At 63.4% G+C, this 26,288-nt stretch carries 29 protein-coding genes; 9 read left to right on the forward strand and 20 right to left on the reverse strand.

The window, feature by feature from the left end:
• Positions 1–68: 68 nt before the first annotated feature.
• A complete protein-coding gene (locus tag CK228_RS14325) occupies positions 69–977 on the reverse strand; it encodes a DMT family transporter (protein ID WP_095770687.1) in 909 nt (302 codons plus the stop codon).
• A gap of 60 nt (positions 978–1,037) precedes the next feature.
• A complete protein-coding gene (locus CK228_RS14330) occupies positions 1,038–1,925 on the reverse strand; it encodes a DMT family transporter (RefSeq protein ID WP_095788280.1) in 888 nt (295 codons plus the stop codon).
• A 226-nt stretch (positions 1,926–2,151) separates the two neighbouring features.
• On the opposite strand from CK228_RS14330, the gene CK228_RS14335 reads away from it, so the two are divergent.
• The gene (locus CK228_RS14335) at positions 2,152–2,658 is read left to right on the forward strand and encodes an OsmC family protein (protein ID WP_095770931.1); all 507 of its coding nucleotides are present in this window, start codon (positions 2,152–2,154) and stop codon (positions 2,656–2,658) included.
• 49 nt (positions 2,659–2,707) lie between these two features.
• Here CK228_RS14335 and CK228_RS14340 read toward each other — a convergent pair whose 3' ends face one another.
• The 15 genes from CK228_RS14340 to rpsF form a co-directional block, all read right to left on the reverse strand.
• A complete protein-coding gene (locus tag CK228_RS14340; RefSeq protein ID WP_015318519.1) occupies positions 2,708–2,926 on the reverse strand; it encodes a hypothetical protein in 219 nt (72 codons plus the stop codon).
• A gap of 172 nt (positions 2,927–3,098) precedes the next feature.
• Positions 3,099–3,740, reverse strand: coding sequence for a hypothetical protein (locus tag CK228_RS14345; protein WP_095788281.1), 642 nt, complete (start codon positions 3,738–3,740; stop codon positions 3,099–3,101).
• 112 nt (positions 3,741–3,852) lie between these two features.
• The gene (locus CK228_RS14350) at positions 3,853–4,593 is read right to left on the reverse strand and encodes an SDR family NAD(P)-dependent oxidoreductase (protein WP_010915156.1); all 741 of its coding nucleotides are present in this window, start codon (positions 4,591–4,593) and stop codon (positions 3,853–3,855) included.
• Between the two features lie 24 nt (positions 4,594–4,617).
• Positions 4,618–6,087, reverse strand: coding sequence for an amidophosphoribosyltransferase (purF, locus tag CK228_RS14355; RefSeq protein WP_019857255.1), 1,470 nt, complete (start codon positions 6,085–6,087; stop codon positions 4,618–4,620).
• A gap of 103 nt (positions 6,088–6,190) precedes the next feature.
• A complete protein-coding gene (locus tag CK228_RS14360; protein WP_095788282.1) occupies positions 6,191–6,850 on the reverse strand; it encodes a CvpA family protein in 660 nt (219 codons plus the stop codon).
• Between the two features lie 47 nt (positions 6,851–6,897).
• Entirely contained in the window at positions 6,898–8,301 is a 1,404-nt protein-coding gene (radA, locus tag CK228_RS14365; RefSeq protein ID WP_095770683.1) for a DNA repair protein RadA, read from the reverse strand.
• A gap of 66 nt (positions 8,302–8,367) precedes the next feature.
• Complete coding sequence (locus tag CK228_RS14370; protein WP_019857258.1) at positions 8,368–9,858, reverse strand: replicative DNA helicase; 1,491 nt, start codon at positions 9,856–9,858, stop codon at positions 8,368–8,370.
• A 23-nt stretch (positions 9,859–9,881) separates the two neighbouring features.
• Complete coding sequence (locus CK228_RS35770; RefSeq protein ID WP_245438030.1) at positions 9,882–10,247, reverse strand: hypothetical protein; 366 nt, start codon at positions 10,245–10,247, stop codon at positions 9,882–9,884.
• Between the two features lie 100 nt (positions 10,248–10,347).
• Entirely contained in the window at positions 10,348–10,473 is a 126-nt protein-coding gene (locus CK228_RS14380) for a DUF1428 family protein (RefSeq protein WP_245317998.1), read from the reverse strand.
• Positions 10,474–10,615: 142 nt separating this feature from the next.
• Positions 10,616–11,587 (reverse strand): small ribosomal subunit Rsm22 family protein, encoded by a 972-nt coding sequence (locus tag CK228_RS14385; protein WP_095788283.1) that lies wholly within the window; start codon positions 11,585–11,587, stop codon positions 10,616–10,618.
• Positions 11,588–11,589: 2 nt separating this feature from the next.
• On the reverse strand, positions 11,590–11,913 hold the full coding sequence (locus CK228_RS14390) for a YnfA family protein (protein WP_095770681.1): 324 nt from the start codon (positions 11,911–11,913) through the stop codon (positions 11,590–11,592).
• Positions 11,914–11,993: 80 nt separating this feature from the next.
• Positions 11,994–13,286, reverse strand: a complete 1,293-nt coding sequence (locus CK228_RS14395; RefSeq protein WP_095770680.1) for a cyclopropane-fatty-acyl-phospholipid synthase family protein — start codon at positions 13,284–13,286, stop codon at positions 11,994–11,996.
• A gap of 175 nt (positions 13,287–13,461) precedes the next feature.
• Positions 13,462–14,046: a 50S ribosomal protein L9 gene (gene rplI / locus CK228_RS14400; protein ID WP_010915167.1), complete on the reverse strand. Its 585-nt coding sequence runs from the start codon at positions 14,044–14,046 to the stop codon at positions 13,462–13,464.
• 217 nt (positions 14,047–14,263) lie between these two features.
• On the reverse strand, positions 14,264–14,512 hold the full coding sequence (gene rpsR, locus CK228_RS14405) for a 30S ribosomal protein S18 (protein WP_006203718.1): 249 nt from the start codon (positions 14,510–14,512) through the stop codon (positions 14,264–14,266).
• Entirely contained in the window at positions 14,512–15,012 is a 501-nt protein-coding gene (gene rpsF, locus CK228_RS14410) for a 30S ribosomal protein S6 (protein ID WP_010915168.1), read from the reverse strand. Before rpsF ends, rpsR begins: the two co-directional genes overlap by 1 nt.
• A gap of 463 nt (positions 15,013–15,475) precedes the next feature.
• Between rpsF and CK228_RS14415 the strand changes: the two genes are divergently transcribed.
• On the forward strand, positions 15,476–17,122 hold the full coding sequence (locus CK228_RS14415) for a pilus assembly protein (RefSeq protein WP_095770679.1): 1,647 nt from the start codon (positions 15,476–15,478) through the stop codon (positions 17,120–17,122).
• 45 nt (positions 17,123–17,167) lie between these two features.
• Here CK228_RS14415 and CK228_RS14420 read toward each other — a convergent pair whose 3' ends face one another.
• Positions 17,168–19,096: an LTA synthase family protein gene (locus tag CK228_RS14420; protein WP_245317996.1), complete on the reverse strand. Its 1,929-nt coding sequence runs from the start codon at positions 19,094–19,096 to the stop codon at positions 17,168–17,170.
• Between the two features lie 278 nt (positions 19,097–19,374).
• Between CK228_RS14420 and fabD the strand changes: the two genes are divergently transcribed.
• The 4 genes from fabD to fabF all read left to right on the forward strand — a co-directional run bounded on the left by fabD (position 19,375) and on the right by fabF (position 22,852).
• Positions 19,375–20,322: an ACP S-malonyltransferase gene (gene fabD / locus CK228_RS14425; RefSeq protein WP_095788284.1), complete on the forward strand. Its 948-nt coding sequence runs from the start codon at positions 19,375–19,377 to the stop codon at positions 20,320–20,322.
• 59 nt (positions 20,323–20,381) lie between these two features.
• Positions 20,382–21,119, forward strand: a complete 738-nt coding sequence (gene fabG / locus CK228_RS14430; RefSeq protein WP_095788285.1) for a 3-oxoacyl-[acyl-carrier-protein] reductase — start codon at positions 20,382–20,384, stop codon at positions 21,117–21,119.
• Between the two features lie 199 nt (positions 21,120–21,318).
• On the forward strand, positions 21,319–21,555 hold the full coding sequence (locus CK228_RS14435; protein WP_006203723.1) for an acyl carrier protein: 237 nt from the start codon (positions 21,319–21,321) through the stop codon (positions 21,553–21,555).
• Positions 21,556–21,589: 34 nt separating this feature from the next.
• A complete protein-coding gene (gene fabF / locus CK228_RS14440; protein WP_095770675.1) occupies positions 21,590–22,852 on the forward strand; it encodes a beta-ketoacyl-ACP synthase II in 1,263 nt (420 codons plus the stop codon).
• Here the strand turns inward: fabF and CK228_RS35775 are convergent.
• Positions 22,840–23,115: a hypothetical protein gene (locus tag CK228_RS35775; RefSeq protein WP_245438031.1), complete on the reverse strand. Its 276-nt coding sequence runs from the start codon at positions 23,113–23,115 to the stop codon at positions 22,840–22,842. The genes fabF and CK228_RS35775 overlap by 13 nt on opposite strands.
• On the opposite strand from CK228_RS35775, the gene mltG reads away from it, so the two are divergent.
• The 3 genes from mltG (at position 23,114) to gmk (ending at position 25,959) form a co-directional block, all read left to right on the forward strand.
• Positions 23,114–24,235 carry an endolytic transglycosylase MltG gene (gene mltG / locus CK228_RS14445; protein ID WP_245437720.1) on the forward strand — a complete coding sequence of 374 codons (1,122 nt, stop codon included), beginning with the start codon at positions 23,114–23,116 and terminating at the stop codon, positions 24,233–24,235. The genes CK228_RS35775 and mltG overlap by 2 nt on opposite strands.
• Positions 24,236–24,390: 155 nt before the next feature.
• Complete coding sequence (locus CK228_RS14450) at positions 24,391–25,281, forward strand: YicC/YloC family endoribonuclease (RefSeq protein ID WP_095788287.1); 891 nt, start codon at positions 24,391–24,393, stop codon at positions 25,279–25,281.
• A gap of 21 nt (positions 25,282–25,302) precedes the next feature.
• Entirely contained in the window at positions 25,303–25,959 is a 657-nt protein-coding gene (gene gmk, locus CK228_RS14455; protein ID WP_027053294.1) for a guanylate kinase, read from the forward strand.
• A 6-nt stretch (positions 25,960–25,965) separates the two neighbouring features.
• Here the strand turns inward: gmk and CK228_RS14460 are convergent, their stop codons facing one another.
• The gene (locus CK228_RS14460) at positions 25,966–26,259 is read right to left on the reverse strand and encodes a DUF1330 domain-containing protein (RefSeq protein ID WP_095788288.1); all 294 of its coding nucleotides are present in this window, start codon (positions 26,257–26,259) and stop codon (positions 25,966–25,968) included.
• Positions 26,260–26,288: the final 29 nt, after the last annotated feature.

Genomic DNA, 26,288 nt, shown 5'->3' on the forward strand with positions numbered 1-26,288 from the left:
AGATGTGTATAAGAGACAGCACCAATAATGTCTGAGTCCGATGATGGTTCCGTGACTGCGTCACTTTTTTAAGAAATATTTGACGCAGCCTGCTGCGAGCGGGCTGTCAGCCAGTCGCGGCCTGCATGGGCGAACACCGCGCAGAGCACGATGGCGCCACCGACCATACTGGCGAGAGGCGGTATCTCGGCCAGGAAAAGAAAGGCAAACAGGATCGCGAACGGCACTTCCGCCGAGCCGAGCAAGCCGGATTCGGGCGCCGGGATGAGCCGTGCGCCTTCCGTCCAGAGGATCGACGACAATGCGAAGGATGCTCCGAAGGTGACGAGCAGAACGGCGTCCCTTGCCGAAACCGCCAGGGGATCGGTGACGAACCAGCCGAATATGAACAGCAGGAAGGCTGAAACCGCGCCGGCCCACACAACGGGCGTGTCACGGAAGGCGCGCACCATGATCATGTAGAGCGCGCTGCCGGCCGTCATCAGCAGCGCCAGGCCATCGCCGAACAGATTGCCGGTGCCGAAGCCCGACCAGACCATGATGGCCACGCCGCACAACGATACGGCGGCCGCAAGCATCGTTTGCAGGCGGAAAGGCTCGCGCACCAGCACCCAGGCCAGCAGGGCAGCAATGAAGGGCGACGTCGCATAGATGACCGCGACATTGGCGACATAGGTGAATTTGAACGCCGAGATGAAGGCGATACTGGCCAGCGCTCCTTCCACTGCCAGCAGCCAGCCGCGCCAGCCAAGCCGCAGCGTGCCGCGGTTGCCCGAGCGGTGACGGCGCCACAGCACATAGAGGCTGATCAGAATCGAGCCGACAAAGCCGCGCCAGCAGGTGATGGTCAGCGGATCGGCGTGGATCGACTTGGTCAAGACGCCGGTCAGGCCGAACACCGCGGCAGATGACGACACCAATATGATGCCAAGTGTACGTTCGGAGGCTTCGGGTTTGGCAGCTGCGACGTCAGTCATGCCGACAACCTACCCCGTCCGGTCCTGACATCGTAGGGTCAGCAGTGAGTGTCATCCCCATCACAGCCGCTTGCGGAAATGCTCGCCGCCGACGATCAGCAGCCCGGCGGCGATGATCAGGGAGGCACCCAGAAACACTTCGCGGCGCGGCACGTCGCCCCAGATCGCGAAGCCGAGCGCGAACGCCCATAACAGCGAACTATATTCGAGAGGCGCGAGGATCGATGCCGGCGTGCGCTTCATGCCTTCGAAGAGGAGATATTGCGCCAGACCGCCAAGCGCGCCGACGCTGGTGAGAAGCAGCAACTGGGCCAGATCAGGCGTATGCCACCACAACAGCGCCGGCACCGTCGAAAACACCAGGAAATAGAAATTGTTGAGGAGAAGCTGGATCATAGAGCGCTCGGCAAGCGCGGTCTTGCGCAGGAGCACGATGGCGATGGCCCACAATAGGGCGGCCGCCAGCACCAGCAGCACCGGCACGGACAGGCCGAGATGGGTCGGGTCGCAAGCGACGAAGACGCCGGCAAAACCGATCAAAACCGCCAGCCAGCGCGACATCGGCACCTTTTCCCCGAGCAGGAACACCGAAAACACGGTGACGATGATCGGCGCTGCGTAGTAGACGGTGGTCAGCTCGGCGAGTTGCAGGCTGCGCGCGGCGTTGTAGTAACAGAGCCAGGCGGCTAGCGTGAACGCGCTGCGCACCAGCATCGGCCGCACGATCTGCGAGCGCACCGTGTCGGCAAACAGCTGTGGCCCGCCGATCGCCGCGCAGGCGCCTAGAATGGTGATGCTGCGGAAGAACATGATCTGCCAGACCGTCATTCCGGTAACCAGCAGCTTGATCGAGGCGTCCTGCGTCGAAAATAGGAGATAGGCAGCACCGGTCAGCAGGATTCCGGCGAGAACCCTTTCGCGTGTTTCGAGAATGGCGACATCGGCCATAAGGCGCGGACCAAAGGTGCGGGAAGCGACAGGAATAGCTTGAGGAACTCTGCGAAATCAGGCCTCGGCTCCCAGCTATACGGGTGAAAGCCGACACAGCGCTACGCCAGCCCTGAGCTTGCATTGGGGCAGGGATTGCTTGCTTCCAGGACGCGATCGGCACTTATATCTGATATCTGACGAAGCCATGCTGCTCGCTGGCCGCAAAGCGAAAGAGGCAACGAAAATGGATGCAACCGCACTCAAGGCCATGCAGGCGCCGCTGAAGCAGGCTTACCGCGACGACGCCTCGCAGGCACTGATCACGCTGAGAGCGAAGGGCTCGATCGACGATCAGTCGGTGGCCTGCAAGGTCGAGACGGGCAGGGCGATTGCCATCGCCGGCCTGCATCCGGCAACCGGCGGCTCGGGGCTCGAACTCTGCTCCGGCGACATGCTGCTGGAAGCACTGGTGGCCTGCGCCGGGGTGACGTTGAAGGCAGTGGCGACGGCGCTCGAGTTCAAGCTCGGCGCCGCCACGGTGGAAGCCGAAGGCGATCTCGATTTTCGCGGCACGCTCGGTGTCGCCAAGGACGCGCCGGTCGGTTTTCGTGCCATCCGGCTCAATTTCGCTCTCGACACGGATGAACCGCAGGAGCGCATCGATGCACTGCTGAAGCTGACCGAGCGCTATTGCGTGGTGTTCCAGACCATCAGCCAGAAGCCGGAATTGACAGTGAGTGCCCGGCGCTGAAATCAGAAGGCCCGCGGCAAGCGGCCGCGGGCCCTATTGCATCAAATCCCTACTGCGCGGCCGGTTCCTCGGCATCGCCCTCGTCGGTGAAGGGCGAGGCGCTCGGCACGCACTGCACCGACCAGCCCGCCGGTGTCGGCTGCTTCTGATATTCGGTGATGGCGGCGGTGCACTGTTCGCGCTTGTCGAAGGTACTGGGCAGCACCACCATGCCGCCCTGTGGGCCGGCGATTACCAGATACCAGACCAATGCTGCGGTGGTAGCCATGGGAGTTTCCTTGTTCTGCCCAGTTTGGGCTCTCGCTGTTGTGGGAGTCGCTACGATCCTAACAACTCCGGGGAAATGACGAAAGGATGACCGCCGCGCAGCTTTTCCCCCTCAGATCACAGCCGCGTGATGATGTGGCGGATCTCTGAGTAGGGTTTGCGACCTACGCTGCTCAGTTGGTTGCAAAGCAGTAAAACAACCCGTCGCCGCCAGTACCCTTCAGGGCCTCCTGGCTGCAGCCGCCGCGTGAGGCATGCGAGGAATTCCACGACTTTGCCGCCGCCGAATCGTCGAGCCCGGTGCGGTCGTGGTGACCCATCATCGCCGCCCCTTCGGCGCCGCTCATCGTCCAGTCGCCGCAGGTCTGGTCGGCGATCCTGGTGCCGTCGGGCTTCGACCCGGTCAGCATGTCATGCCGGTTCGGCGTGTCGCCGCGGCCATTGACCACTTCGCCCTTTTCGTCGAGCGCGGTCTGTTTGGTGATGCCGTTGGCGTCGCTGTGCAACGAAGCGACATCGTCGGCGATCTTGACGCCCTCGGCGTTGAACCAAGGACCCTTGCCGATGCGGTCGCGGGCATCCTCGGCGCTGGTCGACAGATAGGCATGCCAGCTCTTGCCGGTGACGCCGGCGGCTTCGGCCAGCGAAGCACAATGCGCGTCGGCACCCTTCAGGCCGCCGAGATCGGCGCCCTTGCCGGAGCCGACACTGGTGATGAAGAAACTCATCTTGGCATCTTGCGAGACGGCCACACCTGATGTCGCGCCGAGAGCGGCCACAAAGGCAGTAGCGGCAACGAGAAGAAGTCTGCGCATATCGATCCTCCGGTTTCGAATGTCCTACGTTCGAAGAACGTAGCCGGAGGGTCTTTTAATCCCTGACATAGGCCACCAAGCGGTCCGGGAGCCGTCAAACCAAGGTGTGAATTTATTCGGGCTGCCTGTAGGCGACGAAGCGGTTGTGCTTGGCCTGGAAGATCAGCCCGGTCTCTTTCAGCTCCGGGCTGGCCAACGGCACGATGCGCTTGGCGATCTCTGAAGGATGCGGCAGCGTCTCCGGATCCTCGCCGGGCACGGCCTGGGCCCGCATGGCGGTGCGCGTGGCGCCCGGGTCGGCGGCATTGACGCGCAGCGGCAGGCTTTGCGTCTCATGCGCCCAGGAGCGCATCATGGTCTCGACCGCCGCCTTCGATGCCGCGTAGGGCGCCCAGAAGGCGCGCGCCGAATGCGCCGCGTTGGACGACAGGATGATGGCCCGGCCGGCATCGGAAAGCCTGAGCAGCGGGTCGACCGAGCGTATCAGCCGCCAGGTCGAGGTGACGTTGATGGTCATCACCTTTTCGAAGGTCTTGGCCTCGACATGGCCGATCGGCGAGATGACGCCGAGCACGCCGGCATTGGCGACGAGGATGTCGAGCTTGCCCCAGCGCTCATGGATGGCGCCGCCCAGCCGGTCGATGCCGGCCATGTCGGCGAGGTCGAGCGGCACCAGCGTCGCCTGGCCGCCGGCCGCCTTGATCTGGTCGTCGAGTTCCTCCAGCCCACCGACCGTGCGCGCAACCGCGATGACATGCGCACCGGCGGCGGCCAGTTCCCTGGCGATGAAATAGCCGATGCCGCGCGAGGCGCCGGTGACGACCGCGACGCGGCCGGTAAGGTCGAGGGTCATGCGAGAATTTCCGTAAGGTCTGGCCTACGCCCCACTGTTCGCCAGCAGCGACAGCGTGCGCACATTGTCGTGGCCTTCGAAGTCGAGCAGGCGGGTCGGATACTGGCCGGTGAAGCAGGCGTCGCAGAACTGCGGTTGCTCATCGTTGCGGCTGGCCTCGCCGACGGCGCGGTAGAGGCCGTTGATGGAGAGGAAGCCGAGCGAATCGACACGGATGAATTCGGCCATCTCTTCCACCGACATGCGCGAAGCCAGGAGCTTCGATTTCTCCGGCGTGTCGACGCCGTAGAAGCAGGATGCGCTGGTCGGCGGCGAAGCGATGCGCATATGCACTTCCCGGGCGCCGGCGTCGCGCACCATCTGCACGATCTTCTGGCTGGTGGTGCCGCGCACGATCGAATCGTCGACCAGCACCACGCGCTTGCCCTCGATCATGCGGCGGTTGGCGTTGTGCTTCAGCTTGACGCCCATGTGGCGGATCGAATCACCGGGCTGGATGAAGGTACGGCCGACATAGTGGTTGCGGATGATGCCGAGCTCGAACGGAATACCGGCCGCCTGGCTGAAGCCGATCGCCGCCGGCGTGCCGGAATCCGGCACCGGCACGACGATGTCGGCCTCGACCGGGTTTTCCTGTGCCAGCTCGGCGCCGATGCGCTTGCGCACCTCGTAGACGTTGCGGCCTTCGACCGAAGAATCCGGCCGGGCGAAATAGACGTATTCGAAGATGCAGAAGCGGGTCTTCTGCGGCTCGAACGGGAACAGGCTTTCAATGCCCTTGGAGGTGACGACGACCATCTCGCCGGGTTTCAGGTCGCGCACGAAACGCGCGCCGATAATGTCGAGCGCGCAGGTCTCGGAAGCGAGGATCCAGGCGCCGTCGAGGTCGCCCAGCACCAGCGGGCGGATGCCGAGCGGATCGCGGCAGCCGATCATCTTCTTGGCCGTCATCGCCACCAGCGAGAAGGCGCCTTCGACCTGCCGTACGGCGTCGATGAAGCGCGAGTTGAGGTCGCGTTCCTTGCTGGTCGCAACCAGATGCAGAAGCGTCTCGGTGTCGGAGGTCGAGGAGAAGATCGCGCCCTGCTTCTGCAGCGCGCGCTGCACCGTCATGGCGTTGGTCAAATTGCCATTGTGGGCGACAGCGAAGCCGCCATCGGCCAACTCGGCGAAGAAGGGTTGGATGTTGCGCATGCCGGCGCCGCCTGTCGTGGCGTAGCGCGTATGGCCGATGGCGCGGTTACCTTGCAGGCTGTCGATGACGCGCTGTTTCGTGAAAGTGTCGCCGATCAGGCCGACATGGCGTTCGACATGGAACTGGCTGCCGTCATAGGAAACGATGCCTGCCGCTTCCTGGCCCCGATGCTGCAGCGCATGCAGGCCGAGAGTGACGATTGCCGCTGCGTCCTGCCGGCCGAAGATGCCGAACACACCGCATTCGTCATGGAAATGGTCGTCGGCCTCGGCGGAAAGCACGTCGTCTGCGTCTGCCATCTTAAGCTCCGCTAAAATCGCCATATAATGCGGGTTCGCGTCGAAAGCAACGCGCGCCGTGCAGTCGTTCACACCATCGTCTGTTCAGGCGCCCTTTCGGGGGTCAGTTTGCCGGTGCTGCCGGTGCTGGCTTGGCTGCGTTGTCCGCGGGACCAGCGTCATTGTCGTCCGGGGCCGGCGCATTTGCATCGTCACCTGTTGCCGGCACATCCGCCGCTGGCGCATCCGGGGCGGCCGGAGTCTCGCCACCCGCTTTCGGGCTGAGCTTCTTGAGGATTGCGTTTTCGGTGTCGGCGGGCAGCAGGTTCTCGATCTTGGCGCCGATCGATTCCAGCAATGGCCGTGATTTGGCGTCGGTCACCCAGGCCGGGGCCTTGGCGCCGGCCAGCCAGTTGAAGAACAAAAGCGCCACCGCGACGACCAGGATGCCGCGCGCGGCGCCGTAGAGGAAACCGAGCGTGCGGTCGAGTGCGCCGATGCGCGAATCGATGATCCAGTCGGCGAGCTTCATGGTGATGACGGAGACGACGATCAGCGCGGCGATGAAGACGACGCCGGCGGAGGCCGCCATGGCGATCTTCTCATTCTCGATGTAGGGCTTCAGATAGGGCAGGACCGGCTTGTAGAAGAAGAAAGCCGCCGCCGCTGCCGCCGCCCACGAGACGACCGATAGGACTTCGCGCGAAAAGCCGCGAACCATGGCGAGCATCGCCGAGACCAGGGTGAAGCCGACCAGGATTCCGTCAAGCAGCGTAATCGGCATGTCTTTCGCCCCGCTCCGATCTCTTTTTCACGGCTCGGCGAGCCGTGTCATTCTTCTTCGTCCACGCGGCTTCGACGTGAGCCGGCTATGCGCGCGACGAGGTCGGCAAGCTCGGTGGGCTGGAAAGCACCGGCCCCGATCCCTCCGGCAAGTTCCTCGCTGCCCAAGGGCAGAACCGCGCTACCAAAACCCAGCTTTTCGGCTTCCTTGAGGCGCTGCTGCGCATGCGCAACCGGCCTCACGGCACCCGACAGGCTGATTTCGCCGAAATAGACGCAATCGGCGGGAAGGGCAAGACCGGTGAGCGAGGAAACCAGTGCGGCGGCGACCGCCAGATCGGCCGCCGGCTCGCTGATGCGGTAGCCGCCGGCGACGTTGAGATAGACGTCGTGCTGGCCGAAGCGAACGCCGCAATGCGCCTCCAGCACCGCCAGCACCATCGACAGTCGCGCACCGTCCCAGCCGACTACTGCCCGGCGCGGCGTGCCGAGCGAGGATTGTGCCACCAGCGCCTGGATCTCGACCAGAACCGGCCTTGTGCCTTCCATGCCGGCGAAAACGGCGGCACCCGGCGATTTGGCATGCCGCTCGCCGAGAAACAGCTCCGACGGGTTGGAGACTTCGCGCAGACCCTTGTCCGACATTTCGAAGACGCCGATCTCGTCGGTCGGCCCGAAGCGGTTCTTCACCGTGCGCAGGATGCGGTAATGGTGGCCGCCTTCGCCCTCGAAATAGAGCACACCGTCGACCATGTGCTCGACCACGCGCGGGCCGGCGATCTGGCCTTCCTTGGTGACATGGCCGACCAGCACGATCGCGGCACCCGTGGATTTCGCATAACGGATCATCGCCTGGGCGGCGGCGCGCACCTGGGTAACCGTGCCCGGCGCCGAATCGGCAAGGTCGGTCCACAGCGTCTGGATCGAATCGAGAATGACCAGGTCCGGCCGCTTGCCGTCGGCGATCGTGGCAAGGATGTCCTCGACATTGGTCTCGGCGGCCAGTTCCACCGGCGTGTCGGCGACGCCGAGCCGCTGCGCCCTCAGCCTGATCTGAGCGACGGCTTCTTCGCCCGAGACATAGACGATGCGGTGGCCTCGCGACGCCAGCGCAGCGGCAGCCTGGGTGAGCAGCGTCGACTTGCCGATGCCGGGATCACCACCGACCAGAAGTGCGGAGCCGCGCACGAAGCCGCCGCCGGTGGCGCGGTCGAGTTCGCCTATGCCGGAGATGATGCGCGGCGCGTCCTCGATGTCGCCGGAAAGGGTGGTCAGCACCACCGCGCGGCCCTTGCGGGCATTGCGCGTATTGGCGGGCCCCGAGCCGATGCCGCCGGAGGTTCCTTCCTCGACCAGCGTGTTCCATTCGCCGCAGGCATCGCATTTGCCGGCCCAGCGCTGATGCACCGATCCGCAATTCTGGCAGATGAACTGGACGCGCGATTTGGCCATCAGGTGTGGCCTGCCGTCGGATACGCGCACAAAGGTGCTGGAAGGGTCGAGGCCTGTCTCAAAAGGTCACTCAAACCTCTCCGCAATATGATGCTCTTCCGCCAGATCGGAGAAGCGGGTGAATTCGCCGTGGAAGGCGAGCGTCACCGAGCCTGTCGGGCCGTGGCGCTGCTTGGCGACGATCACCTCGGCCTTGCCGCGCATCTCGTTCATCTCGTTTTCCCACTTGACGTATTCCTCGGTGCCAAGCTTCGGCTCGCGGTTCTTGAGGTAATACTCCTCGCGGTAGACGAACATCACGACGTCCGCGTCCTGCTCGATCGAACCGGATTCACGCAAGTCGGAGAGCTGCGGGCGTTTGTCTTCGCGGCTTTCGACCTGACGCGACAGCTGCGACAGCGCGATGATTGGCACGGCCAGTTCCTTTGCCAGCGCCTTCAGGCCCGTGGTGATCTCGGTGATTTCCTGCACGCGGTTCTGCGAGGCCCTGGCGGATGAACCCTGCATCAGCTGGATATAGTCGATGACGATCAGGTCGAGGCCGCGCTGGCGCTTCAGGCGACGCGCGCGGGCAGACAGCTGCGCAATGGAAATACCACCGGTCTGGTCGATGAAAAGCGGGATCTTCTGCATGGTCTGCGAACAGGCGACCAGCTTTTCGAAGTCCATTTCGCTGATTTCGCCGCGACGGATCTTTGACGACGAGATTTCGGTCTGCTCGGAAATGATACGGGTCGCCAGCTGTTCGGACGACATTTCGAGCGAAAAGAAGCCGACCACGCCGCCATTGGCCGCCTTGAACGATCCGTCCGCCTGCTGCGCCGGCACATAGGCCTCGGCGATGTTGAAGGCGATGTTGGTGGCGAGCGACGTCTTGCCCATGCCCGGGCGTCCCGCAAGCACGATCAAATCGGACGATTGCAGACCGCCCATGCGGCGATCGAGATCGCGCATGCCGGTGGCAAGACCCGACAGATGGCCGTCGCGCATATAGGCGGCATTGGCCATGTCGACGGCGGTCTTGACCGCGTCGGTGAAGCTCTCGAAGCCGCCATCGTAGCGGCCGGTTTCGGCCAGTTCGAACAGGCGGCGTTCGGCGTCCTCGATCTGCTCGGAAGGCGACATGTCGACCGGCGCATCATAGGCGATGTTGACCATGTCCTCGCCGACGGTGATCAGCGCGCGGCGCGTGGCAAGGTCGTAGATGGCGCGGCCATAGTCAGTGGCGTTGACGACGGTGACGGCTTCGACCGCCAGACGCACGATATATTGTGCCACCGTCATGTCGCCGACCTTCTCGTCGGCCGGCAGAAAGGTCTTCAAGGTGATCGGCGTCGCCACCTTGCCCATGCGGATGAGCTCGGCCGCGATCTCGAAGATCCTGCGATGCAGGGGTTCGTAGAAATGGCCCGGCTTCAGGAAGTCGGAGACGCGGTAGAAGGCATCGTTGTTGACGAGGATCGCGCCGAGCAGCGCCTGCTCGGCCTCGATATTGTTCGGTGCCTCGCGATAGAGCGGTTGCTCCGCCACGCCGAATTTCCGCGCTGCCTCTGCCATGATATCCCCGATTTCAAACCCGATCAGTCGCTAGCAGAGGCGATTGATGAGGCATAAACAAACTTTGACTTATCCCGCTTGTGCACACGATTCACAGCGTCGAAAAAATTTGTGTGCGCAGGGTACGAAATTCGATTGACGAATCGAGTGTCGAAGATACCGGCGCGGAAAGAACAAAACAAGAAAATTCCGATGCTTGTCCAACCGGAATCGCCGGACTGGAGCCGCCCAAGTCGCGACATGATGAATCGCTGTTCGGCCGGCTGGCGGGCGAGTTCGAGAGCCTGTCGATAGGAGGCTCTCGCTGCCTCTGTCAGGCCAAGCCGCCGCTGCATATCGGCCCGCGCCGCATGTGCCAGATGGTAGCCATCGAGGCCGCCTTGTGCCATCACGATCTTCGATCGCCGCCAGACCGGCTTGCGGCCCGTCGCGCATGCCAAGGGGCGGCGGCACGGTTCAGCGTGACCACCGGAGAGGGGGCGACGCGCCTCAGCACGTCGTAAAACGGGTCGTGCCGAATTCCTTCAGCACCGATGCCGCCTCGGTGACATGCCTGCGATAGGTTTCCTTGCTGGCGGCGGGCACGGCGGCGACAAATCCTGCGATATAGTTCACTGTCTTTCTCCTGTTGGCTGATGCTGCTTGGCGCTTTGGCTTCCCGGAAGCTCCGAGAACGCCAATGGTCGAACGGCCCAGCCTGGATTCGACATGGCTGCGAAACTTTTCTTGGGCGGCGTTGTCTGAATGCCGTGGCGCTCTATTCGGACGCCAGCCTGTCGCCCCAGTCCAGCCGCCGGGCCAGCTTGAAGTCCGCGCCGTCACGCTTGGTGAACAGTTGCTCCGTGGCCGTGCCGTCTTCCTGGCAAAGCTTGAGCAGAACCTTGCCCGAACCGGATTTCGGCGGTGCGATGACCCGCGCGGCGTGCGAGGCGGCCGGCTGGCGCGACGCGGCGACAAAGATGAATTTCTCGTCTTCCCACGGTACATCGGCGTCCTTGGCCAGCCGGTGCAAGCGCGAGCGGGCGACGCGACGGGAAAAGTGGCACCAGTCGGGCGGGGTAAGCGGGCAGGGCGCCTCGTGCGGACAAGGCGCCAGCAGATGTGCCCCGGCGGCGATCAACTGCGCGCGCACCGCCAGAATGCGCTGCCAGCCCGCCGGCGTGCCCGGCTCGACGATCAGCAATGTGTCTGTCGTCAGCTGCCACAGCCGGTCGACCATTTTGGGCAACGATGCCGGCACGATCTCGTCCAGCACATAGGCGCAGGTCACGAGGTCCGCCGGCCGAAGGTCGGCAAGGTCCGTTGTGACGTCGCCGGCACGCCAGACGGTTCGGGTTATGATGGCATCGGCGGCAAGCGTCTCGCCGACCTTGCGCACGGCCGCACTCGCCTCCAGCAAGACCGCCTGTTCGAGGTCGGGCCAGAGATCGTTGGTGGCCCAAAGCACCGTACCAGGGCCGGCGCCGGCATCGAGCAGGGTTTTCGGCTCGAAGTCCGGCCGGGTCGCGTTCAGTGCGTCGAGACTGGCGCGGACCGCGGCATAGGTCGCCGGCAGCCGCGTCGCCAGATAGGCTTTGACCGCCATGTCCTGCGCCATGTGCAGGCGGCCGTCGCGCAGTTCCGCACGGTAGCGCTCCGACAGGGTTTTCGCCGCTTGCTTCAGCTCAAGCAGAGGGATTTTTTCCAGGATGCGATCGACGGCTTGTCGAAGAGGGGCCGGCAGTTCCAACGCTATGCTCCTCGCGGTGCGAGCACGATGAGCGACGCGCCGGCTATGCAGAGTGCGGCGCCAGCAACATCCCAGCGGTCGGGCCGCACGCCTTCCACCAGCCACAGCCAGGCAAGCGAGGCAGCGATGTAGATGCCGCCATAAGCAGCATAGGCGCGGCCTGCGGCATTGGTGTCGACCAGCGCCAGAAGCCAGGCGAACAAAAGCAGCGAGACGAAGCCTGGCGCCAGCCACAAGGGCGATCTTTCCAGCCGCCACCAGGCCCATACCGAAAAGCAGCCGGCTATCTCGGCGAGCGCCGCGGCGGCATAGAGGAGGTAAGTCATGAAAAAGGCCTCGCGACGATCACAAGGCCTTTTTCAGGGCAGGGGCCGGGAATGGCAAGCGCCAATGGCGAACGGCGTGCCTACTCCGCAACCTTGCGGCGGCGGGCGGGCTTGACTGGCTTCTCGACGGGAGCCGCCTCGCGGCGGCCCAAGTCACGCATCTCCAAGGCCTTTTCGCATTTGGCCATGTAGTCGCGGGTCATCGGCAGCGTGTCGTTCTTCTTGGCGATCTGGAACTGGAAGATGACCAGGTCCTGCCAGCGGAAGGCGGCTTCCGAAGCGGCCAGATAGAATTCCCACATGCGGCAGAAGCGTTCGTCGTAGATGGCCTTGGCCTTGTCGCGGTTGGCGGCGAAGCGCTGGCCCCAGTGCTTCAGCGTGTCGGCATAGTGGAGGCGCAGGATTTCGATGTCGGTGACGACAAGGCCCGACTTCTCGATCGCCGGCATGACCTCCGAGAGCGCGGGGATATAGCCGCCGGGGAAGATGTATTTGCGGACGAAGGCGCTGGTCGCCCACGGAACACCCGACCGGCCGATCGTGTGCAGCAGCATGACGCCATCGGGCTTCAGCAGCGTTGCCGCCTTGTCGAAGAAGGTGCGGAAGTGGTTGACGCCGACATGTTCGAACATGCCGACCGAAACGATGCGGTCGAAGCGTTCGTTGAGTTCGCGATAATCCTTCAGCTCGAAATGGACGTGGCTTTCCAGGCCTTGCGCATGCGCCCGGTCGGTGGCTACGCCATGCTGTTCGGTCGACAGCGTCACGCCCTGGACGTCGACGTCGAACGCCTTGGCCAGATATAGGCCGAGCCCGCCCCAGCCGGAGCCGATGTCGAGCACGGTCTGGCCGGCCTTCAGCCTGAGCTTGGCGGCGATATGGCGCTTCTTGGCGGCCTGCGCCTCTTCCAGCGTCATGTCAGGCTGTTCGAAATAGGCACAGGAATACTGCATGTCCTCATCGAGGAAGAGCCGGTAGAGATCGCCCGACAGATCGTAGTGGCGCTGCACGTTGCGGCGCGAACGCGAGGCGGTGTTGATCTGCTGCAGGCGGCGGAAGGCGTGGCGCAAGCCTTCGATGGCTTTCGACCAGGTCGCGTCGATGCCGCCGCTGCCCATGTTCTGGAAGGCGATCCGCATCAGCCCCAGCACGCCGCCTTCGAGGATGTCGAGTTCGCCCTCCATGTAGGATTCGGGCACCGCCAGCATCGGATCGAAGGTGATGGCGCGTTCGGCATGCCGGGTCTTGATATGCATGTGCACCGGCTCGCCGCTGCCGTCGCCGAAGATGACTGTCGAGCCCTTTGGCCCGGTTACCTTGAGATTGCCCGTGCGCACCAGGCGGTCGAGAACGCGCTTCAGCAGAATGTTCATAACCAAGTGTCCCCTCACGGTCAGACTGGCTGCCTTAATTCTGCAACAATATATGGGGGTTCGAAAAGTTCCTTTTGGCACAAAAATGCCCGGGCGAGAGGCCCGGGCATTGGTCCAGAACGGCTGGATTACGACAAAGTGATCGGAGCGCTGCTCCCTCGCTTGCCGTACGCGATCAGGCGTTGTCTTCGCCGCCGTCGAACTCGGCATTCGGATCGAAGAAGTTTTCCGGCCGTGCATTGTCGTTGATGTCGTCGCCATAGATGGCTTCGGCGGTGGTCAGCGTCTCGCCCTTGGCCTGGCGCTCGGCTTCGTCGGCCGTGCGGGCGATGTTGAGCGTGACGGTGACTTCGACTTCCGGATGCAGCGCGATCGCCACATTGGTGAGACCGATGGTCTTGATCGGCTGGTTGAGCAGGATCTGGTTGCGGTTGACCGAAAAACCTTCCGCCGTCAGCAGCTCGGCGATGTCGCGCGTCGACACCGAGCCGTAGAGCTGGCCGGTTTCACCGGCGGAGCGAACGGCGATGAAGCTCTTGCCGTCGAGCTTTTCGGCAACCTGGCTGGCTTCCGACTTGCGCTCGAGATTGCGGGCTTCGAGCTGGGCGCGCTGGCCTTCGAACTTCTTCTTGTTGGCTTCGTTGGCGCGCAGCGCCTTGCCCTGCGGCAGCAGGAAATTACGGGCAAAGCCGTCCTTGACCTTGACGGTATCGCCCATCTGGCCGAGGCGGGAAACGCGTTCGAGAAGAATGACTTCCATGGTTTTGTTCCTTTTGTTTGGGCGTCCCTCCATGAAGGCAGGCGCCGAATTCTCTGGAACAGGTCAGGAAGCTTGAGCGCCTTGAGCGCCGGTGTCGCTGTCCTGCCTGTCGCGGCAGTTAGAGGCCTTGACCTCAACTCGGGATTTGATGGCTGAACCGGTCATGCCCGTCATGGCCGGCGAAAGGAACGGGCGGCGAACCGCCCGTTCGGAAGAATTAGCGGACCACGTAGGGCAGCAGGCCGAGGAAGCGGGCGCGCTTGATCGCCTTGGCGAGCTCACGCTGCTTCTTCTGGCTGACGGCGGTGATGCGCGACGGCACGATCTTGCCGCGCTCGGAAATGTAGCGCTGCAGCAGACGCACGTCCTTGTAGTCGATCTTGGGCGCGTTGGCGCCGGAGAACGGGCAGGTCTTGCGGCGACGATGGAACGGGCGCCGGGTCGGGATCTGGTTGATGTCGACCATTATTCTGCACCCCCTTCAAAGCCTTCGCGCGGACGGCGCGGACCACGATCGCCACCGGCGTCGCCAAACGAACGCGGCGGACGATCGCCACGGTCGCCGCGATCACGGTCGCCGAACGAACGCGGGCCACGATCGCCACGGTCGCGGTCGCCGAAGCTGCCGCGCTCGGAGCGCTCTTCGCGCTTCTGCATCATGGCCGACGGACCTTCCTCGTGCGCCTCGACCTTGATGGTCAGGAAACGCAGGACGTCCTCGGACAGACCCATCTGGCGCTCCATTTCGTTGAGCGCTGCCGGCGGGCAGTTGAGGTCCATGAGCGTGTAGTAGGCCTTCCGGTTCTTGTTGACCCGGTAGGTGAGGGACTTCAGTCCCCAGTTCTCGACCCGGCCGACGGACCCGCCATTCGCGGAGATGACACCCTTGTACTGTTCGACAAGCGCATCGACCTGCTGCTGCGAGAGGTCCTGCCGGGCAAGAAACACATGTTCGTAAAGAGCCATTATGTCTTCGTGCCTTTCTTCGTTTCTCTCCCGGTTCCCGGCGGCAAAAGCCTCTGCAACTTCTCTGACCCGCCTGTCCCGGTTAAAGGGGCGGGGAAGAAAGGAGCATTACGAGACGGTCGAGAGCGGAGACACGGGAGGCGGAAGCACTTCTGGCTTCACACGAAGGCTTTGATAAAACCTCCGGCCCTCCGTTCAGCCCCCAGCTGGGACCGGCAGATTGGCGGCGTCTATATAGCAATCCACTGATAAGGCAAGGGCAAGCGGCGGTCCCGATGTCGCAGGGCGCCGGAAAATCAGGCGGCAGCGCCGGAATGGCGTGGTGATTCCGGCAACCGGCCCTTAACCACAGTGTCAGGTTGTGCAGGGTTGAGCCTCGCCGTCAACGGTCGATTCATCATGGAAGGCGCAAAAGCCCGGGCGATCCGCGCAGAACAAGCGGCAAGCATTTCCGGGGGTAAGGATGCTTCTCAACAGATTCTGGCGCTCGAAGAGCGGCAATTTCGCACTGCTGATGGGGCTCGGCCTGCCGGCCATCCTGTCGGCCGTGGCCTTCGCGGTCGACGTGTCCACCGTCATGCGAGCCAAGAGCAACCTGCAGAATGCTCTCGACGCCGCCAATCTTGCCTCCTCGCATCTCGGCGACCTCGACATTACCCGCACCGATGCCTTCGACCGCTATTTTCAGGCCAACATCGCCGGGCATGGCGAACTCGCCAACGCGCAGGCGACGCTGACCGTCGACAGGGGCGTCAACTTCATCAAGACCAAGGCGGCTGCGTCGGCCGACGTCAATTTGAACTTCGGTTTCCTGTTCGGCCGGAACAGACACATCGCCGTCGATGCCTCGGCGGTCGAATCGAACAATCAGCTCGAAGTCGTGCTGGTTCTGGACAATACCGGCTCGATGGCCGGTGCCCGCATGACGGCGTTGAGGACGGCAACGAAGTCCCTGCTGGACACACTCGAGGCGACGAAATCGCCGACGCGCCAGATTCGCGCCTCCCTGGTTCCGTTCGTCACGGCCGTCAACGTCAATGGCGATGAATTCGACCCGTCCTGGATCGACATGGACGGCAAGTCTTCCACCAATGGCGTCAATTTCCCCGTCATCGACGGCAAGCGTCCCAATCATATGGCGCTTTTCAAGCAGCTCAAGGACACCGGATGGACCGCGGCCGGATGGAACGGCACCGGATGGAAGGGCTGTGTCGAGGCGCGGCCGGGCGCTTATAACATTTCCGATACCCCACCTGACCCGGACAAGCCCGACACGCTGTTCGTTCCGTATTTTGCGCCGGACGATCCGGAAGGTGCCCAAAAGCTGTCTAGCTCCTATGGCAATGCGGCCAAATATTACAACAATTCCTATCTCGACGACGCCAGCGACAACACCAAGGTCGCCAAGCTGAAAGGCAACCGCCTCGGTATCGATCTCAGCAGTCTGGCCGACCCTGTGCCACCGGCCGACAAGGCTGCCAAGGAAAAGGTGGCTAAATATGTTGTGCCGACCAACGAGCTCATCACCGAGACGGGTTCCCCCATCACCGTCGGCCCGAACCGCGCTTGCCCGACACCCATCGTCCCCCTGACCGACGATTTCGACAAGCTGCGCAAGGCAGCAAGCGAGATGACCGAGTGGAACGGTTCGGGCACCAATGTCTCCGAAGGCCTGTCGTGGGGCATGCGGGTGCTGTCGCCCGCCGCGCCCTACACCGATGGAGCGCCGTGGAAGACGCGCGGCATCAGCAAGATCGTGCTGTTGCTCACCGACGGCGAGAACGTTGTCTATGGCGCCAGCGAACAGCCGACAAAGTCCGACTACACATCCTATGGCTATCTGGCGGGTGGCCGTTTCGGATCGGACGATCAGACCGCCGCGGCGCGCAATGTCGACGGCTGGACCAAAAGCGTTTGCACGCAACTGAAGAACGAGGACGTGCAAATCTACACCATGGTGCTGCAATCCGACACCGCCGCCAACCGCGCGCTTTACAGTGCCTGTGCATCCGACCCGAGCGGCTACTATGCCGTCAACGACCCGGCCAAGCTGCCGGACGTTTTCCAACAGATCGCCAACAAGTTCTCAAGGCTGCAACTGACGAATTGAGTGTTCGCCCCGCCAGGTCCAGGCTGAATCCGATGGGTCGGCTGATCAACTCGTGTGGACGACGACCTTGTCGACCGTCTCGGGGAAGAAGGCGGGCGCCGCGTGGCGCTTGCCGAACATCATGTCGTACTGGATGAGCCGGAAATCGCGGATCGCCGGGTCGATCTCCTTCTGGCGCGACCAGTCGGGCGTGGCCTCGCCGGCCGGGGTCAGAAGCAGGTTGCGGTCGACGACGCGGTAGCGCTCCCGCATCTCGCCCAGGAAGCCGGTGTAGTAAGGATGGCTGATGCCGGCAGCGGTCAGGATATGATAGGGCAGGAAAGCGGGGCTGACCGCACCCAGGTTCTCGACCGGACCGGAGCGGTTCGACCAGATGATCAGCGGCGTCTGATGATGTTCAAGGGCGGCTTCCGGCGTCGGTTCCTTGCGCGGCGCGACATTGTCCTTCAGGAAGCCGGTTTCGACATAGACCGGTCCCAGCGGCGGCAGATGGTCGCCGAAGAAGGCGATCACGGTGGGGCGGGAGCGTTTCTTCGCCCATTCGACAAGGCGTTCAAGGCCGCGGTCGGCGTCGGCTGAGCCCTCGGCGTAGCTGAGCAGCGACTCGCGCGCCCACTGGCTGATCGGTGCCTGCACTACGTGTGTCGGATTGTAATAGCGGTTCGGCTCGTAGGGACCGTGGTTTTGCAGGCTGACGGCAAAGAAGAACACCGGGTCGTCGCTGGCGTCGGCCTCGCTGATGATCTCATCGGTCATCGCCGCGTCGGATGCCAGCGGCCCGCGCTTTTCCATGGGCGGCAGCGTCTCTTCGGATTTGAAATCGTTGAAGCCGAAATCGGCATAGACCGCGCCACGGTTCCAGAACCAGTTGGTGCCGGGATGGATGGCGCGCGCCCGGTAGCCCTGGCTCTTCAGGAAGGTTGCGAGCGAAGGCGTCGGCGTGCGCACATATTGCTGATAGGGGATGCTGCCGGCTGGCAGGAATGCGTTGGAAAAGCCGGTCAGCGCCTCGAACTCGATGTTGGCGGTCATGCCGCCGAATTCGGGCGAGAACATCGAGCCCGAGCGCAGCGCCCGCACATTGGGGATCGGGTCGGGCGTGATGCTGACGCCGGGCAGCTTCGTCGGATCCCAGAAGGATTCACTCATGACGATGATGATGTCGGGCTTCTCGGCCGGCACCGAGACGGTCACATCCGAGCGGTCGATCGCCGCGATTGCCTTGTCCGTGTAGCCCGGCGGAGCCGAGACATGCGCCATCGGCACGTTGAGCGCGAAGGCGAGCGCAAAGCCGTTGGAGGCATAGTTTTCCTTCTGGTCCCACATGATCGGGATGATCTGCAGCCGATCCCTGGTCCAGGAGAAGGTGGCATAGTCCATGATCGAGACGAAGAAGGCGAGCATCGGCACCGCCAGCGTCAGCCGGGCAAGGCGGCCCTTGTGGCTGAGCGCTGGAACCTTGCGGCGCCACAGCCGCCAGCCATAGACGAGCAGCGACAGGCCGGCGATGATGACGACGACCATGGCGAGCGCGGTCATCGGCCGGTCACGTACCAGAAGCGGCAGCAGCGCGAAAATCTGGCGAGCGTAGAGAAAGTCAGTCGGGTAGAGCGGATCGCCGAGATAATGCGATTTCTGATGGCCGACAAAGGCTAGCGCCAGCGTCAAGGGCGCGACGATCATCAGGCTCTGATGGCTGCGTCCCAGAACGGCGTCGAGACCGATGAGGATCAGCGCGAACACGACGATGGTGGTCCAGCCCGGCTTGAGCGGCTGCAGGAAAAAGGAAACGGTGCCGGCAACGTCACCGCGCACGATCAATTCGATCGCGAACACCAGGATGGCGGAGATCGCGAGGCTTATCAGCCCGTAACGGACGACCGGCCATCTCCGGCCGGGCAGATAGCCGGTGGACGGATCGTCTTCCAGGAATTGAGGCGCAGCTTTGCTGGCGCGTTTTGAACTCTTTGCCACTTTAACTTCCCACCCGGCGACAACCCAAGTCACGCGATTGTCATATAATTGTCACGCAAAGCTAGCGCCTGTGGCGGAAATAAGAAGAGCCAGCGAACGATTCGTGAGCGGTTTTCATCAGGAGTGATCGCCAAAAAGCCCTTTCGGAACAGGCACTCGGCCTACGGTTCGCAACTGGGGCCGGGTTGAACCGGGCTTGACTTGGCGGCCCGCCTTGCGCCACAGGCAGGGAAAATTCGTGTTATCGGCAAGTAAAACCAGTCTTCGGGAGCCCACGCATGGCCGTCGCATTCACCTTTCCGGGACAAGGCAGCCAGGCTGTCGGCATGGGCAAGGATCTCGCCGACACCTTTCCCGAGGCACGCAGGGTTTTCCAGGAAGTCGATGACGCGCTCGGCGAAAACCTGTCGAAGCTGATCTGGGAAGGTCCGGAAGAGACCTTGACGTTGACCGCCAACGCGCAGCCGGCGCTGATGGCGGTTTCGCTGGCGGCGACCAGGGCGCTGGAAGCGCGCGGTTTCTCGCTGAAGGACAAGGTCGCCTATGTCGCCGGCCATTCGCTGGGCGAATATTCGGCCCTTGCCGCCGCCGGTTTCGTTTCCGTCGCCGATGCGGCCCGGTTGCTGCGCATTCGCGGCAACGCCATGCAGGCAGCGGTACCGGCCGGCGAAGGCGCCATGGCGGCCATCATCGGACTGGAGCAGGCGGATGTCGAAGCGGCTTGCACCGAGGCCGCGCAAGGCTCCGGCCATGTCTGCCAGATCGCCAACGACAATGGCGGCGGCCAGCTGGTCATTTCCGGCGCCAAGGCCGCGGTCGAGCTGGCGGCGAAACTGTGCACCGAAAAGGGCGCCAAGCGGGCGCTGATGCTGCAGGTCTCGGCACCCTTCCATTCGGCGCTGATGGCGCCGGCGGCCAATGTCATGCGCGACGCGCTCGCCGGTGTGACGAAGCATGCGCCGGCGGTGCCAGTAGTGTCCAACGTCACGGTGACCCCGACCAGCGACCCCGACGAGGTCGCCCGGCGCCTGGTCGAGCAGATCACCGGCCGCGTGCGCTGGCGCGAAACGGTCGAATGGTTCGGCGCCAACGGCGTCACGACGCTCTACGAGATCGGCGCCGGCAAGGTGCTGTCGGGCCTGGCACGGCGCATCAACCGCGACATCGCGACATCGGCCGTCGGCACGCCGGCCGATGTCGAGGCCGCGTTGGCCGCATTCGCATAATCCACTGGCGATTTGACCCCACCCGTGTGAAGGGTGTTTTCTCAGATCAGGAGACGAAAATGTTCGAACTGGCCGGCCGCAAGGCACTCGTCACTGGCGCATCGGGAGGCATCGGCGAGGCGATTGCCCGCGTGCTGCATGCGCAAGGCGCCATTGTCGGCCTACACGGCACCCGCATCGAGAAACTGGAAACTTTGGCGGGCGAACTCGGCGATCGGGTCAAGCTGTTCCCGGCCAATCTGTCGAACCGCGACGAAGTCAAGGCGCTCGGCCAGAAGGCGGAGGCCGAACTCGAAGGCGTCGACATACTGGTCAACAATGCCGGCATCACCAAGGACGGCCTGTTCGTGCGCATGTCGGACGCCGATTGGGACTCTGTGCTCGAGGTCAACCTGACCGCCGTTTTCCGGCTGACCCGCGAACTCACCCATCCGATGATGCGCCGCCGCCATGGCCGCATCATCAACATCACCTCCGTGGTCGGCGTGACCGGCAATCCCGGCCAGGCCAATTATTGCGCCTCAAAGGCCGGCATGATCGGCTTCTCCAAATCGCTGGCGCAGGAGATCGCCACCCGCAACATCACCGTCAATTGCGTCGCCCCGGGCTTCATCGAATCGGCGATGACCGACAAGCTCAACGACAAGCAGAAGGAGGCGATCATGGCGGCGATTCCGACGCGCCGCATGGGCACGGGTGCTGAAGTGGCGTCCGCCGTCGCCTACCTGGCCTCCAACGAAGCCGGCTACGTCACCGGCCAGACCATCCATGTCAATGGCGGTATGGCCATGATTTGACGGATAGGGCGGGCCTGTGAAAAGAGACCATTTCACCTTGGACCTCAGCCATTTTTCGTGTAATGCGGCCCGCAACCCGGCGGTTCGGGCAAAAACCGGTTCGTAGCCGTTGCGTTTCCGGCAGGACCATCTTTCAGCTTGATTAGCGGCATTCTGCCCGCTAACGAAGACAGACAAACAAAAGACGAGGATGCCCCAAATGAGTGACACCGCAGAGCGCGTCAAGAAGATCGTCATCGAGCACCTTGGCGTCGATGCCGACAAAGTGACGGAGCAGGCGAGCTTCATCGATGATCTGGGCGCTGACAGCCTCGACACGGTCGAACTCGTCATGGCGTTCGAAGAAGAGTTCGGCGTGGAAATTCCCGACGACGCGGCCGAGACCATCCTGACCGTCGGCGATGCCGTGAAGTACATCGACAAGGCGTCGGCCTGAAGCTTTCCGCAGTCATCACCGGGGAGGACCTGCGATGAGGCGTGTCGTCGTCACGGGCCTTGGGTTGTTGTCGCCATTCGGCATGGGCTTCGAGCACAGCTGGAAGGAACTTCTGACCGGCCGCAGCGCGGCCAAGCGCATCACCGAGTTCGAGGTGGACGATCTTGCCTGCAAGATCGCCCACGTCATTCCGCGTGGTGACGGCAGCAATGCCACCTTCAATCCCGAGGCCGTGCTCGAGCCGAAGGAATTGCGCAAGATCGGCGACTTCATCCTGTATGGGATTGCCGCCGCCGACGAAGCGCTGAAGGATTCAGGCTGGGAGCCCAAGACACACGAAGAACAATGCGCCACAGGCGTGCTCATCGGTTCTGGCATTGGCGGCATCGAGGGCATTGCCGAGAACGCGATAATCCTCAAGGAGCGCGGTCCGCGCCGCATCAGCCCCTTCTTCATCCCCGGCCAGATCATCAATCTCGTCTCCGGCCAGGTTTCGATCCGGCACGGGCTGAAAGGCCCGAACCATGCCGTGGTCACGGCCTGCTCGACCGGCGCGCACGCCATTGGCGATGCGGCCCGCCTGATCATGTGGGGCGATGCCGATGTCATGCTCGCCGGCGGCGCCGAGGCGCCGGTGACAAGGCTGTCGATCGCCGGTTTCGCCGCCTGCCGGGCGCTGTCGACCGAGCGAAATGACACGCCGCAAACGGCGTCGCGTCCCTATGACCGTGACCGCGACGGCTTCGTCATGGGCGAGGGCGCCGGTGTTGTGGTGCTGGAGGAACTCGAGCACGCCAAGGCGCGGGGCGCCAAGATTTATGCCGAGGTGACCGGCTACGGCCTTACCGGCGACGCCTATCACATCACCGCACCGGCCGAGGACGGCGATGGCGCTTTCCGTTGCATGACCGCGGCGTTGAACCGGGCCAGGCTTGCGCCCGCCGATGTCGACTACATCAACGCGCATGGCACCTCGACCATGGCCGATACGATCGAACTCGGCGCTGTCGAGCGGCTTGTCGGCAATGCCGCGTCGAAGATTTCGATGTCGTCGACCAAGTCGTCGATCGGCCATCTCCTGGGCGCGGCTGGTGCTGCCGAAGCGATCTTTTCGATCCTTGCGATCAGGGACAATGTCGCGCCGGCGACCATCAATCTCGACAAGCCGGAGCGCGAAACAGCGATCGACCTGGTGCCGAACAAGCCTCGCTCCCGCCAGATCGACGTGGCGCTCTCCAATTCCTTCGGCTTCGGCGGCACAAACGCTTCGCTTGTGTTCCAGCGCTACAATGGCTGATCGTCCGGCTGCCGGGCGATGCCTCGGCATGTCGTCAATTTTGCCATATTCGCCCCTACTCTGCCGCGGGGGATTCGTTGAGAGATCAAACGGTAGGGCGAGATGAACACAAATCCGGCGGGCAATGGAGAAGTCGGGCAACGACCGGCGAACAATACCGGACCGATCGTGCCGAAGACAGCCAGCGAAGCCTTGCGGCCGGAAGCCGGAACGCCGCCGCCGAAGCGCTCGCGCGCTTCGCGCAGCCAGGTCGTCGTGTTCATGAACTTCGTCATCTCCCTGGTGATGCTGATGGTTCTGGCCGCGGGCGCGGCACTTTACTTCGGCAAGCAGGAGTTCACTGAACCCGGTCCCTCGGCCAATGGCGACACCTTCCTGGTCAAGCCGAACACCGGCGTCCAGGACATCGCCGACCAGCTCGAGCGCCGTGGACTGATCAGCGACGCCCGCGTCTTCCGCCTTGGCGTGCGTGCTTTCGGCAACGATTCCGCGCTCAAGGCCGGCGAATACGAGATCAAGCCCCGGGCATCCATGCGCGACATCATGGAGCTTTTGAAAAGCGGCAAGTCGGTGATGTACTCGCTGACCGTTCCGGAAGGGCTGACGGTTGAGCAGGCTCTGCAGCGTATCGCCGATGAACCCGCCTTGAGCGGCGACATGCCGGCGACAACGCCTCCCGAGGGCAGCCTTGCCACCGACACGCTGCGCTTCACGCGCGGTGCGACGCGCCAGCAGATGATCGACAAGCTGGAGGCCGACCAGAAGAAACTGGTCGACGAGGTCTGGCAGCGGCGCGCGCCGGACCTGCCACTGGCCAACATCGAGGACTTCGTCACGCTGGCCTCGATCGTCGAGAAGGAAACCGGCAAGGGTGACGAGCGTTCGCGCGTCGCCGCCGTCTTCCTCAACCGCCTGGCCAAGGGCATGCGCCTGCAATCCGACCCGACCATCATCTATGGTCTGTTCGGCGGCAAGGGCAAGCCCGCGGACCGCCCGATCTACCAGTCGGACATCCAGAAGCAGACGCCCTACAATACCTATATGATCAACGGCCTGCCGCCGACGCCCATTGCCAATCCGGGCCGCGCAGCGCTTGAGGCCGTGGCCAATCCATCGAAGACCGACGATCTCTATTTCGTCGCCGACGGCACGGGCGGTCACGTCTTTGCGGCGACGCTCGACGAACACAATGAGAACGTCGCTCGTTATCGTGCGTTGCAGAAGAAGCAGGCCGATGACGCGGCCAAGGCCGCGGCTGGCGCTGGTGCAAACGGCAATGCCGACAAGCCTGCTGCCGACAACCCTGCTGCCGACAAGCCTGCCGACGGCAGCACCGGTGGCGACAATGGCGACGCCGGCGGCGATGCGGGCGATGCCCAGTAGGCGAAGAAAGGCGTTGCCCGGAAGGCGACAGCCTGACATTTGAAGGAACGCCACGCGTCCGATTTTGACGCACCTACGGCGTGGTTATTTTCAAGCAGCACTTGCCCTGTCCGGAAACTGGTTTCGGGGTGATGCGCCAGGGATGTGCAGGCGACATGAATTTGCAGAGCATGACCGGATTTGCGCGTGCCGTCGCCGAGCACGACGGCACCTCGATCGCCTGGGAAGTCAAATCCGTCAACGGCAAGAGCGTCGAGGTGCGGCTGCGGCTGCCGCAAGGTTTCGAGCGTCTGGAGCCGGCGGTCAGGCAAACGCTGCAGAAGCGTTTCGCCCGCGGCAATTTCCAGGCGACGCTGACCATCGGCCGCGCCGCCGGCGCGCAGGCGCAACCCGTCGTCAACGAGGCGTTTCTGAAGGACCTTGCGGGTCTCGCCAAGCGGCTGCAGGAACAGTTCGGCGTTGCTCCCGCGACCGCTGACGGCCTGCTGTCGCTGCGTGGCGTGCTCGACATTCCCGAAACCGTGGAAACCGAAGAGGCGCGCGCTGTGCTCGACTCCGCCATCATGGCCGCGCTCGACGTGGCGCTGAAAGGGCTCGAACAGGCACGGCAAAGCGAGGGTGCGGCCCTGGCTTTGCTGCTGTCCGCCCACATCGACGCCATCGAGGCACTGACGCTGCGCGCGGAGGCGGATCCGTCCCGCGAGACGGCGGCGATCCGTGAACGCATAGCCGAGCAGGTCAGGCTGCTGATGGACGCGTCCGCCAATCTGGATGCGAGCCGCCTGCACATGGAGGCGGCATTCCTCGCCACCAAGGCTGATATTCGCGAAGAGATCGATCGGCTGAAAACGCATGTCGCATCTGGCCGGGCGCTGCTTGAGGGCGGCGGTGCCGTCGGCCGGAAGCTCGATTTTCTGGCACAGGAATTTAACCGCGAATCGAATACGCTGTGTTCGAAGTCGAATGCCGCGGCCGTCACCGCGATCGGACTGGAGCTGAAGGCGGTGGTCGACCAGTTTCGTGAACAGGTCCAGAATCTGGAGTAGCCGATGGTCGCCAAGGAACCGATGGTTCCCAGGGATTTGGGATCCCGCATCCGCCGCCGGGGGCTGATGCTCGTCCTGTCGTCGCCATCCGGTGCCGGCAAGTCGACGATCGCGCGCAACCTCCTGGAAAGCGATTCCAGCCTCGAATTGTCGGTCTCGGTCACCACCAGGCCGCGCCGCGGCTCGGAGATCGAGGGTGTTCACTACCATTTCCGCACGATGCGCGAGTTCGAACGGTTGCGTGATTCAGATGCGCTGCTCGAGTGGGCGGAGGTGCACGGCAATTGCTATGCGACACCGCGCGAACCCGCGGAACTGGCGCTGGCGCAGGGCCGCGACATGCTGTTCGACATCGACTGGCAAGGCGCCCAGCAGTTGAAGGAGAAGATGCGTGCCGACATCGTCTCGATCTTCATCCTGCCGCCGTCGATGAAGGAATTGAAGGCACGCCTGAAGCGCCGTGCCGAGGATCAGGAAGCGGTGATCGAGACGCGGCTGAAGAATGCCCGCAACGAGATCGAGCACTGGAAGGAATATGATTTCGTCATCGTCAATGACGATCTCGACCGCGCCTTCGCCGAGGTGCGCGGCATCGTCGTTGCCGAACGATTGCGGCGCGACCGCCGGCCGGGTCTCTTCGATTTCGTTTCGGGGCTGCTGGACGAGAAAACCGTCTGATTGGCTTCAGGCTGTCATGCCGTCGACCAGGATCAGATGGCGGCTGAGCGCGGCGTCGCGCACATCCAGCGCTGCAGCATACTCGGCGGATGCATACCAGCGCCGTGCCTGCTCAATGTCAGGAAATTCGACAACGATCAGCGGTGTGGGATGCCACTCGCCCTCCAGCGTATCCACCTGGCCGCCGCGTACGAGATAGCGCCCGCCATAGTGGGCAATGGAAGCCGCGGCACGCGAGCGGTATGTCTGGAATGCCTCGTGGTCGCGGATGGTGACATCGGAAATGATATAGGCAGGCATTTGGCCTCTCCGGCATGCTCGCCAGACTA

Source organism: Mesorhizobium sp. WSM4312, assembly GCF_002294875.1.
GTDB lineage: Bacteria > Pseudomonadota > Alphaproteobacteria > Rhizobiales > Rhizobiaceae > Mesorhizobium.

Excerpts from the sequence above, each read along its gene's own strand:
- gmk (WP_027053294.1), top strand. The coding sequence starts at position 25,303 with ATGGTTCCCAGGGATTTGGGATCCCGCATCCGCCGCCGGGGGCTGATG.
- CK228_RS14345 (WP_095788281.1), bottom strand. The coding sequence starts at position 3,740 with ATGCGCAGACTTCTTCTCGTTGCCGCTACTGCCTTTGTGGCCGCTCTC.
- CK228_RS14450 (WP_095788287.1), top strand. The coding sequence starts at position 24,391 with ATGAATTTGCAGAGCATGACCGGATTTGCGCGTGCCGTCGCCGAGCAC.
- rplI (WP_010915167.1), bottom strand. The coding sequence starts at position 14,046 with ATGGAAGTCATTCTTCTCGAACGCGTTTCCCGCCTCGGCCAGATGGGC.
- CK228_RS14435 (WP_006203723.1), top strand. The coding sequence starts at position 21,319 with ATGAGTGACACCGCAGAGCGCGTCAAGAAGATCGTCATCGAGCACCTT.
- rpsR (WP_006203718.1), bottom strand. The coding sequence starts at position 14,512 with ATGGTCGACATCAACCAGATCCCGACCCGGCGCCCGTTCCATCGTCGC.
- CK228_RS14335 (WP_095770931.1), top strand. The coding sequence starts at position 2,152 with ATGGATGCAACCGCACTCAAGGCCATGCAGGCGCCGCTGAAGCAGGCT.
- CK228_RS14460 (WP_095788288.1), bottom strand. The coding sequence starts at position 26,259 with ATGCCTGCCTATATCATTTCCGATGTCACCATCCGCGACCACGAGGCA.
- CK228_RS35775 (WP_245438031.1), bottom strand. The coding sequence starts at position 23,115 with ATGAACACGACGACCTGGCTGCGCGAAGCGCGCGAGCGCTTCGGCGGC.
- CK228_RS14350 (WP_010915156.1), bottom strand. The coding sequence starts at position 4,593 with ATGACCCTCGACCTTACCGGCCGCGTCGCGGTCGTCACCGGCGCCTCG.
- fabF (WP_095770675.1), top strand. The coding sequence starts at position 21,590 with ATGAGGCGTGTCGTCGTCACGGGCCTTGGGTTGTTGTCGCCATTCGGC.
- CK228_RS14340 (WP_015318519.1), bottom strand. The coding sequence starts at position 2,926 with ATGGCTACCACCGCAGCATTGGTCTGGTATCTGGTAATCGCCGGCCCA.
- CK228_RS14370 (WP_019857258.1), bottom strand. The coding sequence starts at position 9,858 with ATGGCAGAGGCAGCGCGGAAATTCGGCGTGGCGGAGCAACCGCTCTAT.
- CK228_RS14325 (WP_095770687.1), bottom strand. The coding sequence starts at position 977 with ATGACTGACGTCGCAGCTGCCAAACCCGAAGCCTCCGAACGTACACTT.
- fabD (WP_095788284.1), top strand. The coding sequence starts at position 19,375 with ATGGCCGTCGCATTCACCTTTCCGGGACAAGGCAGCCAGGCTGTCGGC.
- rpsF (WP_010915168.1), bottom strand. The coding sequence starts at position 15,012 with ATGGCTCTTTACGAACATGTGTTTCTTGCCCGGCAGGACCTCTCGCAG.
- fabG (WP_095788285.1), top strand. The coding sequence starts at position 20,382 with ATGTTCGAACTGGCCGGCCGCAAGGCACTCGTCACTGGCGCATCGGGA.
- CK228_RS14415 (WP_095770679.1), top strand. The coding sequence starts at position 15,476 with ATGCTTCTCAACAGATTCTGGCGCTCGAAGAGCGGCAATTTCGCACTG.
- CK228_RS14330 (WP_095788280.1), bottom strand. The coding sequence starts at position 1,925 with ATGGCCGATGTCGCCATTCTCGAAACACGCGAAAGGGTTCTCGCCGGA.
- CK228_RS14395 (WP_095770680.1), bottom strand. The coding sequence starts at position 13,286 with ATGAACATTCTGCTGAAGCGCGTTCTCGACCGCCTGGTGCGCACGGGC.
- CK228_RS14390 (WP_095770681.1), bottom strand. The coding sequence starts at position 11,913 with ATGACTTACCTCCTCTATGCCGCCGCGGCGCTCGCCGAGATAGCCGGC.
- mltG (WP_245437720.1), top strand. The coding sequence starts at position 23,114 with ATGAACTTCGTCATCTCCCTGGTGATGCTGATGGTTCTGGCCGCGGGC.
- CK228_RS35770 (WP_245438030.1), bottom strand. The coding sequence starts at position 10,247 with ATGGCACAAGGCGGCCTCGATGGCTACCATCTGGCACATGCGGCGCGG.
- purF (WP_019857255.1), bottom strand. The coding sequence starts at position 6,087 with ATGGCAGACGCAGACGACGTGCTTTCCGCCGAGGCCGACGACCATTTC.
- CK228_RS14360 (WP_095788282.1), bottom strand. The coding sequence starts at position 6,850 with ATGCCGATTACGCTGCTTGACGGAATCCTGGTCGGCTTCACCCTGGTC.
- radA (WP_095770683.1), bottom strand. The coding sequence starts at position 8,301 with ATGGCCAAATCGCGCGTCCAGTTCATCTGCCAGAATTGCGGATCGGTG.